The following is an 11,033-nucleotide window of genomic DNA, read 5'->3' as shown; positions in this document are numbered from 1 at the left end:
ACAATACTTGTACCTAATTTTGTCCAATCTTGATTTTGTGCTGCTGTTACAGTATTTGCAATTGCTTCTGCTAATTTAGTCATTTGAATTTCTCCATTCTTTTTTTATTTTTAAATGTTATTACATTAGAATCCTAAGTATTTACCTAGAATGCTTACACCATTTGATACGATATCAACAATGCTTGTACCTAATTTTGTCCAGTCTTGGTTAATTCCTGCGTCTACTGTATTTTTGATTGCATCGAATAATTTTTCCATGTTAATAACCCCTTTATACGTAATTAATAATTAATTAAAATCCGAATACTTTACTTAAGATACCTACACCACTTGATACGATATCAACAATGCTTGTACCTAATTTTGTCCAGTCTTGGTTAATTCCTGCGTCTACTGTATTTTTGATTGCGTCGAATAATTTTTCCATGTTTGTTATCTCCTTTGTACTATTTATAATTATCTTTAAATTAGAAACCTAAATATTTACTAACTAAACCTACACCGTTTTCTACGATACCAACAATACTTGTACCTAATTTTGTCCAATCACCATTAATACCTGCAGTTACTGTATCTTTAATTGCGTTAAATAAACCTTCCATTTCATACACTCCTTAGAAATTAATTGGTAAAATTCTAAAACGATAGGTTACTGTATTGCTTGCTTTGTTTTGTTTAACTATCGTTTTGTTATCTTTACTATAAAGGGTTTATTTAGATAGTTGTGTCATTTTCCGTAACTTATACTTAAATCATCAAAACTGTGCAATTTAAAAATTTATATTTACAGTTAGGAATTCAAATATGTCTATCTCGTCAAAGTTTTTTAGATTATAAAAATAAAATAATTAAAAATATTTAATACATAATTATATGATATAATCCAAAAGTGTATATTTTCATTATATTTATTCTAGTAAATTTAATTAAATGGTTATAAGGTGGTGATATTAAAAGTAATTCCTACGTAAAATGTGAATAAAAGGACTGTGTTATTAATAATTACTAATTGAGTGAACGAACGGAGAATACATATGAAAAAATATTTCATTTTATTATTTAGTAGTTTTTTAATATTAAGTGCATGTGATAATGATTTTTCTTTAACTGGTGATAATAAAAAAGAACAGAATGATACCAACAATAAAAAAGAGAAAGAAGATAAGCATATTTCAAAATCAGATAAGAATTCTATAGAACATAATGACAAAACTATCCAAAATCAAAATACTGAAAATACAAGTAATGAACAGAAGTCAAACGAAGAAAGAGATTCAAAAGATACCATAGAAGATGTTTCATCTCAAAATAATAATCAAATTGATTTCTCTAATATTAAAGATAGAAGTACATTAGAATCAATTATTTATGGAAATTATAGTGAAGAACAAAAGATACAAGCTTACAATAGTGCAGTTGCAAATGGAATTATTCCACAAGGAAATGTAATGGAAGGTCCTGCTAGTGTAGCGTATCAAAGTTCACTTAGAGTTGAAAATGGTCAAGAAAAATCAATTTATGACCGACCAAATGAGTCAGATGTTTCAGTAGATGATGAAAATGCAACTCCGGATCCTAATGCTGAAATCAATGCAGCAGAAACTGAAGATGAGTATTATGATGCACTCAGAAAAAAATATAATGGCGGTCTTTCATCTGGAGAACTTCAAACAAAACATGCAATTGAGCAAGGTTACTACGAAGGTGATGACGCTGAAGAAGTCTATCAAAACATTAAAGAACAAGAAGCTGACATAGCAGCTGGAAAATGGGATAAATATAATAATTAAATTCTTGAAGCAAGTCATCATAGTGAGTTTAAAATAGATAAGCAAAAACCCCGTAACCACAATGGTTAACGGGGTTTATTAGCGTCCTGGGAGGGATTCGAACCCCCGACCGATGGCTTAGAAGGCCATTGCTCTATCCAGCTGAGCTACCAGGACATTATTTTTTAACACAAGTATTATTATATCTAAAGAAATCTTATTTAGCAATAGCTTTAATATAAAAAAAGTTTATATTTTCCACTAATTACGTATAATTGCAACTAATCACATACTTTCTTCGTTGCTATTTAGTTAAACTAAATAGCTAAATGTTTGGTATCAAATTTGAAATTAGCTAGGACTAGACTATCTTGCATTGTAGTCCTAGCCCTTTTAATAGTTAATTAATTTCAAATTCTATTGATTGTATGACTTGATGATCTCTATTTCTAAAATTCAGCGTAGCTTTTTTACTTTCATCCTCTATAAGTAGTTCTGCGTATGTTTCTTCTATATTACTACGCGACTGTGAAATACTACCAGGATTTATAATATGGACGTCGCCTAATTTTTCATATTTAGCTATATGTGTATGCCCATAAAACGCAAATTGACAACCAAGAGATTGTGCTTTTTCAGCCAAACGCATACGTGTTTGATTTACACCATAAAGATGACCGTGGGTGTATAATGCTTTAACACTGTTCTTTTCAATGATGTCTTCATTTGGAAATTCAGGATAAAAGTCACAATTACCTTTTACACGTTGATACAAGCTTAATTCAGTATCATTATATTTAAATTCAGAATCTCCTAAATGTAAGCATATATCTGCGTCTTTATGATAGTCGTATAATTGATACAGAATTCCAGATTCAGTGTGATTATCACTTACAATTAACCATTTAGACATTATTTTTCACGCTCCAAAAATTCATTTAAAGCTTTAATTGCATTTCCACGATGACTCACATCGCTTTTTTCTTCTGTAGTTAATTCAGCCATTGTTTTGTTCTTCTCTGGAAGATAAAAAATAGGATCATATCCGAATCCATGATCACCTTTACGTTCTGTTGTAATTTCTCCTGATACAGTTCCTTTGAACATATGTGTTGGTTCATTTGGCGTACTCATGCTAATGACACATACAAATTGTGCCTTTCTATTTGTCTCACCTTCTAACTTTTTAAGTACTTTATCAATATTTGACTCATCATTTTTCTCAAGACCAGCATAACGTGCAGAATATACACCAGGCTCACCATTTAGAGCATATACTTCTAGACCACTATCATCGGCAATCACTCTTTTATTGAGTGCTTTAGCTGCCGCTTCAGATTTTAATCGTGCATTTTCTTCAAAGGTAGTGCCTGTTTCTTCAACATCAAAGTCCTTTATAATTTCTGAAATGCCAATAACATTATCATTTGGAAAAATAGCTTTAAAATCATTTATTTTACCTTTGTTGTTAGAAGCTATAACAATGTCTGCCACTTAAATCTTCCTTTCACTTCTGTTTTAAATTTAATCTACTTTTATACGTTCAACTTCTACATCTAATTTCAGCCATTGAGAAATGATATGTTTAATATGAACCGTATCACCTGTTGCAAAAAATCGATGTTTTGGATGTTGCGTATAGCTTGCATGTTCATTACTAAACGTAAGTAATGCACTTACTTCACGTGCAGTTTCAAGCCCAGAAGAAATAACTTTTTTATTTCCACCAAAATAATCATTAATAGGTTTATATAATAATGGATAGTGCGTACAGCCTAAAATAACAGTATCGGCATCTGTGTTACGCCAATGTTTTAAAGTCTGATGTATTACAATACTAGTTATTGTAGGGTCATCATAACGCATTTGTTCAACGAGTGGTACGAAACCTGGACATGCTACCCCATATACTTCGACATTTGGGTTTATTCTTTTAATATGATGGCGGTAAGCTTCTGATTTAATCGTGCCCTCAGTACCTAAAATTAAAACTTTTTGATTTTTTGTAGTCATAATAGCGGTTCTAGCACCAGGTTCAATGACTCCAATAACTGGAATTGGTAATAACTGCTGTAAATGTTCTAACGCCACTGCAGTTGCAGTATTACAAGCAATGACTAACATTTTTATATCAAATTCCATCAGTTTATTAGCAAGTTGCGTCGTAAAAGTTTTTACTTCTTCTCCAGGTCTTGGACCGTATGGACACCTTGCGATATCGCCTAAATAATATATTGTCTCATTAGGAAGTTGTCGCATAATTTCTTTAGCTACAGTTAGTCCTCCAACTCCAGAGTCTATGACACCAATGGGTTTATTCATTTACATTCATCCTTATAATACATAATACGTTTATTTTACCATAGACAAACCTAATCATTCATTAATTGATATTTTTGCTCATTTTTATTTTACTCAATAAACATTTATATCCGTATTGAATTCTCCATTAATAAAAACCAGCAAAGTTTTTACTTTGCTGGCAAATATGTCATATTTAATTTACTTGATGATCAGAACCAAAGAATGATTTAAACATATGGAATGATGTTTCACGGTTCATTGCTGCAATTGACGTTGTTAATGGAATACCTTTTGGACATGCATTAACACAGTTTTGAGAATTACCACATTCTTGTAAACCACCTTCACCCATTAAAGCATTCAGCCGTTCATCTTTAGTCATTGAACCAGTTGGATGTAGATCAAATAAACGTACTTGTGAAATAGCTTGTGCACCAATAAATTTATTATTACGTGTTACATTAGGACACACTTCTAAACATACACCGCACGTCATACATTTTGATAATTCATATGCTGTTTGACGTTTCTTTTCTGGAATACGTGGACCTGGTCCTAAATCATACGTACCATCAATTGGAATCCAAGCCTTCATACGTTTTAAGTTATCAAACATTCTTGTACGATCGACTTGTAAATCACGAATGACTGGGAATGTACTCATAGGTTCCAAACGAATCGGCTGTTCTAATTGGTCAACAATTGCTGAACAGGCTTGACGTGCACGACCATTAATAACCATTGAACAAGCACCACATACTTCTTCTAAGCAGTTCATATCCCATACTACTGGCGTTGTTTTTTCTCCTTTACTATTCACAGGGTTGCGTCTTATTTCCATTAAACAAGCAATCACGTTTAAATTCTCTTTATAAGGAATTTCAAATGTTTCTTCATACGATTTTGCTTCTTGGTTATCTTGACGTTTAACAATTAATTTAACTGTTTTTTGCGTGTCTTTTTCTTCTTTATGTGTTGTTTCTTGATTATGTTGTTCATCTGTATGACGTAATTCTTCTGGAGTTTCTTTTACTGATTGATTGTTAGCCATCATTTTTTACCTCCTTTAGATTTACTTGTATAGTCACGTTTACGTGGTGGAATTAAACTGATATCGACAGGTTCATATGTGAATTTAGGTGCTTCATATTCACCTTGATATTCAGCTAAAGTTGTTTTTAACCATTCATCGTCATTACGTTCTGGGAATTCTGGTTTATAATGTGCGCCACGAGATTCATTACGGTTATACGCACCAATTGTTATAACACGTGCTAGCTGCAACATGTTCCATAATTGACGTGTAAAGAATACAGCTTGGTTACTCCAAGTTTGTGTATCTTCCATATCAATATTTTGATAACGTTCCATTAACTCAACAATTTTTTTATCCGTTTCTAATAATTTGTCATTTTCACGTACTACTGTAACGTTAGCTGTCATAATTTCGCCTAATTCACGGTGAAGTTTATAAGCATTTTCAGTACCACGCATATTAAGTAATTCGTCGAAACGTTTTTGTTCTTCATCTACACGTTTTTGATAAATACTGTCATCTAACTCAGTATATGATGTTTCGATATTTTCAACGTATTTAATTGCATTTGGACCTGCTACTGTACCGCCGTAAATCGCTGATAATAACGAGTTAGCACCTAAACGGTTACCGCCATGTTGAGAGAAATCACATTCTCCTGCAGCAAATAACCCTTTAATAGTTGTCATTTGATCATAATCTACATATAATCCACCCATTGAATAATGTACTGCTGGGAATATTTTCATAGGTACTTTACGTGGATCATCACCAGTGAATTTTTCATAAATCTCAATAATACCACCTAATTTAACATCTAATTCATGTGGATCTTTATGAGATAAATCAAGATACACCATATTTTCACCATTAATACCTAATTTTTGATTGATACATACATCAAAGATTTCACGTGTTGCAATATCACGTGGTACTAAGTTACCATAATCAGGATACTTTTCTTCTAAGAAGTACCATGGTTTTCCATCTTTATAAGTCCAAATTCGACCACCTTCACCACGTGCTGATTCACTCATTAAACGTAATTTATCATCACCTGGAATTGCCGTAGGATGTATTTGAATAAATTCTCCATTTGCATATTTAGCGCCTTGTTGGTATACGATAGATGCAGCTGATCCAGTATTAATCATTGAATTCGTTGTTTTACCAAAAATAATACCCGGGCCACCTGAAGCCATAATAACAGCATCAGAACCGAAAGATTTAATTTCAGAAGTAGTTAAATTTTGAGCAACAATACCCCTTGCTGCATTTTCATCATCTTTAACTAATCCTAAAAATTCCCATCCTTCATACTTAGTAACTAAACCATCAACTTCAAAAGAACGAACTTGTTCATCTAAAGCGTAAAGTAATTGTTGTCCTGTAGTTGCACCAGCATATGCTGTTCTATGATGAAGTGTACCTCCGAAACGTCTAAAGTCTAACAATCCTTCATTTGTTCTATTAAACATAACGCCCATACGATCTAATAAATGGATAATTTTTGGTGCAGCTTCAGTCATTGCTTTGACTGGTGGTTGGTTCGCTAAGAAATCTCCACCGTATACTGTATCGTCAAAATGAATCCATGGTGAATCTCCTTCACCTTTAGTATTTACCGCACCATTAATACCACCTTGGGCACATACAGAGTGCGAACGTTTAACAGGTACAATTGAGAATAAGTCCACATGTGCACCTTGTTCTGCAGCTTTAATTGTTGACATCAGACCCGCGAGGCCACCTCCGACAACAATAATTTTTTTCTCTGCCATAGAATTGTCACTCCCCTAAAATATATCTGAAACTAACCTATTGATTCCTTTTATAACTATGCTTTTATTACTTTCATTTTTTATGCAAAAGCTAAAATTGCAGTCACACCTATGTATGACAGAATTAAGAAAATAATTAATGAAACCCATGTGAAAATACGTTGTGATTTTTTAGATTGTAAAAATCCCCATGTTACTAAGAATGACCAAATACCATTAGAAAAATGGAAAATGACAGCAATAACACAAATAATGTATACGATAACCCAAATTGGATTTTGTAACGTTTGATGCATCATGTCATAACTGATTTCTTTACCAAAGAAAAGTTTTTGTAAACGTGTTTGCCATAGGTGTACAAAGATAAATACGAAAGCAATAATCCCTGTTAACCTTTGTAGCGCAAACATCCAGTTTCTAAATAATGAATAATGGCCGATATTTTCTTTAGCAGTAAAAGCAATATGAATACCATATAGTCCATGATATAAAATTGGAATGTAAATCAAAATAAGTTCAGTTACTAATAAAAATGGTAAAGATTCCATAAAGCCTGCAGCCTTATTAAAAGCCTCAGCTCCTTGAGTCGCTTGGTGGTTAATCATTAAATGAACAATTAAAAACGCACCAATCGGAATAATCCCTAGTAGTGAATGAAGACGTCTAAGATAAAATTCATTTTTAGACTTAGCCAAAAGGAGTCCCCCCTGTTATAAAACATAATAAATTTAAATAGCTTCTTTTTAAGATAGTACTATAAACGCATTTACTATTTTATTTAGTACTCGTATGCATAAAAATATAATAGTTATAATGATTGTAAATTTTCTGAAAATTAAACAAATCAAACATCTACTTTTTATTAGATTGAGTATTATTATTTTTCATAACTACAAGTATGTCTTAAAAAAGTAAATATAATTAAAAACAAGACGAATAAATGAGATATACAAGTATTACATGATAATTGTGTAAATACTATAAAATGATAATATTTCTCATTTAGAAAACGCTTCCATACTTTCTTAAAAAAATAAGCCTTTTGTTAACTATATTGTAACATTCTTTCTATATGTATGGGGTATGAAATTCAAAGTCATACCCCTTTTTTTGAAATTAATCTTGTTTTAAAGCATATTGTAGATTTTCAGCTACCTTTTTAGGTAATCCTGCAGCTTTTAAATCTTCTATACTAGCTTCTTTCATTTTTTTAATGGAACCAAATGTTCTTAATAATTTTGTTTTTCGTTTACTTCCTATACCCTCTACTGTATCAAGAACAGATTGTAATCCAGTTTTTTGTCTAGTTTGACGATGGAATGTTATCGCAAAACGATGTACTTCATCTTGGATTCTATGAAGCAAATAAAAGGCTTGACTATTTTTCTTTAAAGGTACAACCTCAGCATTTGTACCGTATAATAATTCAGATGTTTGGTGTTTATCATTTTTTCTTAATCCAGCAACAGGAATGTCTAAACCTAGTTCATTTTCTAGTACATCTATGACACCAGACATATGTCCTTTACCACCATCAACGATAATAAGATCCGGTAATGGAAGACCTTCATTAAGTACACGCGTATAACGACGGCGTACAACTTCTCTCATCGACTTATAATCATCAGGACCTTTCACAGTCTTAATTTTGTATTTACGATATCCTTTTTTATCCGGTTTACCATCCACAAATGTTACCATTGCCGAAACAGGATCAACACCTTGGATATTTGAGTTATCAAATGCTTCAATTCTTATCGGTGTTTGAATGCCCATTCTTTCACCAAGTTCTTCAATAGCTTTTACCGTTCTAGACTCGTCTTTAGCGATTAATTGGAATTTATTTTCTAGTGCAACTTCAGCATTATGATTAGCTAAATCAACCATTTCTTTCTTTGTTCCACGCGCAGGTTGAACAATTTTTGTATCAACTACAGAGTGAATGATATCTTTATCTAAATTTTTCGGTACATGTACTTCTTTAGGTAAAATATGTTGATTTAAGCTGTAGAATTGTCCAATGAATGTATAAAATTCTTCTTCTTCTGTTTGTTGTAGAGGAATCATTGTTGCATCACGTTGAATCATATTTCCTTGTCTAATAAAGAATACTTGAATACACATCCAACCTTTAGAAACGCTATATCCAAAAACATCTCTAATTGTATTATCTGAAGACATAATTTTTTGTTTTTTAGTTAAATTATGAATATGTTGAATTAAATCTCTATATTCTTTAGCACGTTCAAAATCTAACTTCTCACTAGCATCTAGCATGCGTGTTTCAAGATTATGAAGAATTGTTTTATCTTCTCCATTTAAAAAGTCAGTAATTTCACGTGTCATTTGTGCATATTTTTGTTGATCTACATCATACACACATGGTCCCATACACTGACCGATATGATAATATAGACACAATTTATCAGGCATATTATCACATTTTCTAAAAGGATAAATACGATCTAATAATTTTTTAGTTTCTTGTGCTGAATATGCATTAGGATAAGGTCCAAAATATTTTCCTGTACCTTTTTTTACTGTACGAGTCACAAGTAAACGTGGATGTTTTTCTTTAGTAATCTTTATAAAAGGATAACTTTTATCATCTTTTAATAAAATATTGTAGCGAGGTTGATATTGTTTAATCAAATTCAACTCAAGTAATAATGATTCTGTCTCACTTGAAGTTACAATAAATTCGAAGTTGCGAATTTCACTAACAAGACGTGTAGTTTTTGCATCATGTGCACCAGTAAAATAAGAACGTAGTCGATTTCGTAATCGTTTTGCTTTACCTACATAAATAATTTGGTCATTTCGATCTTTCATTAAATAACAGCCTGGTTCAAATGGGACGACACTTAATTTATCTCTAATTTTTTCTTCGTAGTCGGTCATCCGTCTCCTCCTTTCTATTAACTTGACGTTCACATAAAAAAGACGGAGCGATTACATAACATGTAATGCCCCATTCTTTTATAATTGTATTAAATATTATAGATGTTTATCTAAAACTTCTGCTAAGTTTTCTTTAGGTTGGAAACCTACTACTTTATCTACTGCTTCTCCATCTTTAAATACGATTAAAGTTGGGATGCTCATTACTTCATATTTAGCAGCAGTAGATGGATTTTCATCTACATCTAATTTTAAGATGTCTGCTTTACCATCATAGTCTCCAGCTAATTCTTCTAACACAGGGGCGATCATTTTACAAGGTCCACACCAAGTTGCCCAAAAATCTACTAATTTAACACCTGATTGAATGTTTTCATCAAAATTTGAATCTGTAACTTTTACGATTGCCATAATTGCCAATCCTCCTTAAATATTAAATGATGAGCAAATTATAACAGACTTTCCATATATCTGCATTGCTCTTGCTCATCTTTATCACTATTTATTAATCTTGTCATAAACTTGTGTTAAGATTAAACGCTTGCTTTATTGTACGTCAAATTTTAAAAAAATCAACATTCTAGTTTTATATTATTTAAGTTCTGCTACTGTAACACCAAATCCGCCTTCACTTGGCAGTCCACCACGAAAAGATTGAACACTTTTATGTTTTTTTAAATGATTTTGAACTGCTTTTTGAAGTGCACCTGTACCTTTACCATGAATAATATAAACCTGTTCATAGTTACTTAATACAGCTTGGTCAATATATTGATCTAAAGCTCCAACCGCTTCTTCATAACGATAGCCTCTTAAGTCTAATTCTGTTTTAATAGTTTGACGATTTTGGCGTGTCACCATTTTCGTTGGTTTTTCTTTTTTCTTTTTCGTTTTTTCTAAATCTTCAATAGGTAACTTCATTTTGATAATACCCATTTGAACTACAGCTTCATTTTCTCCGCTTAATTCTAATACTTCGCCTTTTTGGCCATAAGATAATACTTTAACTTCATCGCCAGCATGAATATCATCCCATTTTTGTTTTTTTACATTTTGTTTTAAGGATTTAGCTTCATATTGATCTTCTAAATGTTTTTTCTTATCTATTAATTCATGTTCTTTTACGTCGGCCCCTTTTTTATCTCGCATTTCTCTTAAATCTTTTAGAATGTCATCTGCTTCTTTTGTAGCTGATTTAATGCGCTGATTTGCTTTATCTTTAGCTTCATCCATTAATTTT

Annotated in this window: 14 protein-coding genes and 1 tRNA gene; 1 reads left to right on the top strand and 14 read right to left on the bottom strand. The window is 31.8% G+C overall.

From position 1 onward, the window contains the following. The 4 genes from HMPREF2930_RS11865 to HMPREF2930_RS06490 all read right to left on the bottom strand — a co-directional run. Positions 1 to 83 (bottom strand): beta-class phenol-soluble modulin (locus HMPREF2930_RS11865; protein ID WP_141744264.1); only part of this gene is annotated, 83 nt, incomplete at its 3' end. A gap of 42 nt (positions 84 to 125) precedes the next feature. Beyond that, positions 126 to 260 (bottom strand): beta-class phenol-soluble modulin, encoded by a 135-nt coding sequence (locus HMPREF2930_RS06500; protein ID WP_017174534.1) that lies wholly within the window; start codon positions 258 to 260, stop codon positions 126 to 128. Between the two features lie 34 nt (positions 261 to 294). Beyond that, entirely contained in the window at positions 295 to 429 is a 135-nt protein-coding gene (locus HMPREF2930_RS06495) for a beta-class phenol-soluble modulin (protein WP_070508280.1), read from the bottom strand. A 40-nt stretch (positions 430 to 469) separates the two neighbouring features. Further along, on the bottom strand, positions 470 to 604 hold the full coding sequence (locus HMPREF2930_RS06490; protein WP_017174531.1) for a beta-class phenol-soluble modulin: 135 nt from the start codon (positions 602 to 604) through the stop codon (positions 470 to 472). A gap of 432 nt (positions 605 to 1,036) precedes the next feature. On the opposite strand from HMPREF2930_RS06490, the gene HMPREF2930_RS06485 reads away from it, so the two are divergent. After that, entirely contained in the window at positions 1,037 to 1,792 is a 756-nt protein-coding gene (locus tag HMPREF2930_RS06485; RefSeq protein ID WP_017174530.1) for a hypothetical protein, read from the top strand. 82 nt (positions 1,793 to 1,874) lie between these two features. Here HMPREF2930_RS06485 and HMPREF2930_RS06480 read toward each other — a convergent pair. From HMPREF2930_RS06480 to HMPREF2930_RS06435, 10 genes are all read right to left on the bottom strand, one after another. Further along, positions 1,875 to 1,948 (bottom strand) — tRNA-Arg (locus tag HMPREF2930_RS06480). A gap of 223 nt (positions 1,949 to 2,171) precedes the next feature. Continuing rightward, positions 2,172 to 2,684 carry a YfcE family phosphodiesterase gene (locus HMPREF2930_RS06475; RefSeq protein WP_017175710.1) on the bottom strand — a complete coding sequence of 171 codons (513 nt, stop codon included), beginning with the start codon at positions 2,682 to 2,684 and terminating at the stop codon, positions 2,172 to 2,174. After that, positions 2,684 to 3,265, bottom strand: a complete 582-nt coding sequence (locus HMPREF2930_RS06470; protein ID WP_017175711.1) for an XTP/dITP diphosphatase — start codon at positions 3,263 to 3,265, stop codon at positions 2,684 to 2,686. The genes HMPREF2930_RS06475 and HMPREF2930_RS06470 overlap by 1 nt, the downstream gene beginning before the upstream one ends. 30 nt (positions 3,266 to 3,295) lie before the next feature. Then, positions 3,296 to 4,093, bottom strand: a complete 798-nt coding sequence (racE, locus tag HMPREF2930_RS06465) for a glutamate racemase (RefSeq protein WP_002450014.1) — start codon at positions 4,091 to 4,093, stop codon at positions 3,296 to 3,298. A 175-nt stretch (positions 4,094 to 4,268) separates the two neighbouring features. Continuing rightward, a complete protein-coding gene (gene sdhB, locus HMPREF2930_RS06460) occupies positions 4,269 to 5,126 on the bottom strand; it encodes a succinate dehydrogenase iron-sulfur subunit (protein WP_037541368.1) in 858 nt (285 codons plus the stop codon). Further along, entirely contained in the window at positions 5,126 to 6,892 is a 1,767-nt protein-coding gene (gene sdhA, locus HMPREF2930_RS06455) for a succinate dehydrogenase flavoprotein subunit (protein ID WP_019835741.1), read from the bottom strand. Before sdhA ends, sdhB begins: the two co-directional genes overlap by 1 nt. Positions 6,893 to 6,972: 80 nt before the next feature. Then, on the bottom strand, positions 6,973 to 7,587 hold the full coding sequence (locus tag HMPREF2930_RS06450) for a succinate dehydrogenase cytochrome b558 subunit (RefSeq protein WP_017175714.1): 615 nt from the start codon (positions 7,585 to 7,587) through the stop codon (positions 6,973 to 6,975). Between the two features lie 421 nt (positions 7,588 to 8,008). Beyond that, a complete protein-coding gene (gene uvrC, locus HMPREF2930_RS06445) occupies positions 8,009 to 9,793 on the bottom strand; it encodes an excinuclease ABC subunit UvrC (protein WP_019835742.1) in 1,785 nt (594 codons plus the stop codon). A gap of 96 nt (positions 9,794 to 9,889) precedes the next feature. Further along, positions 9,890 to 10,204 carry a thioredoxin gene (gene trxA / locus HMPREF2930_RS06440; protein WP_002449989.1) on the bottom strand — a complete coding sequence of 105 codons (315 nt, stop codon included), beginning with the start codon at positions 10,202 to 10,204 and terminating at the stop codon, positions 9,890 to 9,892. Between the two features lie 180 nt (positions 10,205 to 10,384). Next, positions 10,385 to 11,033 (bottom strand): Smr/MutS family protein (locus HMPREF2930_RS06435; RefSeq protein WP_176745766.1); only part of this gene is annotated, 649 nt, incomplete at its 5' end.

The organism is Staphylococcus sp. HMSC068C09, assembly GCF_001813735.1.
Taxonomy (GTDB): domain Bacteria; phylum Bacillota; class Bacilli; order Staphylococcales; family Staphylococcaceae; genus Staphylococcus; species Staphylococcus hominis.
The sequence above is the reverse complement of the archived record's forward strand: the minus strand, read 5'-3'. Positions and strand labels throughout refer to the sequence as shown.

What these genes read in the sequence shown, in the direction of transcription:
- HMPREF2930_RS06475 (WP_017175710.1), bottom strand. Translation starts at nt 2,684, where the DNA reads ATGTCTAAATGGTTAATTGTAAGTGATAATCACACTGAATCTGGAATT.
- trxA (WP_002449989.1), bottom strand. Translation starts at nt 10,204, where the DNA reads ATGGCAATCGTAAAAGTTACAGATTCAAATTTTGATGAAAACATTCAA.
- HMPREF2930_RS06490 (WP_017174531.1), bottom strand. Translation starts at nt 604, where the DNA reads ATGGAAGGTTTATTTAACGCAATTAAAGATACAGTAACTGCAGGTATT.
- HMPREF2930_RS06485 (WP_017174530.1), top strand. Translation starts at nt 1,037, where the DNA reads ATGAAAAAATATTTCATTTTATTATTTAGTAGTTTTTTAATATTAAGT.
- racE (WP_002450014.1), bottom strand. Translation starts at nt 4,093, where the DNA reads ATGAATAAACCCATTGGTGTCATAGACTCTGGAGTTGGAGGACTAACT.
- sdhB (WP_037541368.1), bottom strand. Translation starts at nt 5,126, where the DNA reads ATGGCTAACAATCAATCAGTAAAAGAAACTCCAGAAGAATTACGTCAT.
- HMPREF2930_RS06500 (WP_017174534.1), bottom strand. Translation starts at nt 260, where the DNA reads ATGGAAAAATTATTCGATGCAATCAAAAATACAGTAGACGCAGGAATT.
- HMPREF2930_RS06495 (WP_070508280.1), bottom strand. Translation starts at nt 429, where the DNA reads ATGGAAAAATTATTCGACGCAATCAAAAATACAGTAGACGCAGGAATT.
- sdhA (WP_019835741.1), bottom strand. Translation starts at nt 6,892, where the DNA reads ATGGCAGAGAAAAAAATTATTGTTGTCGGAGGTGGCCTCGCGGGTCTG.
- uvrC (WP_019835742.1), bottom strand. Translation starts at nt 9,793, where the DNA reads ATGACCGACTACGAAGAAAAAATTAGAGATAAATTAAGTGTCGTCCCA.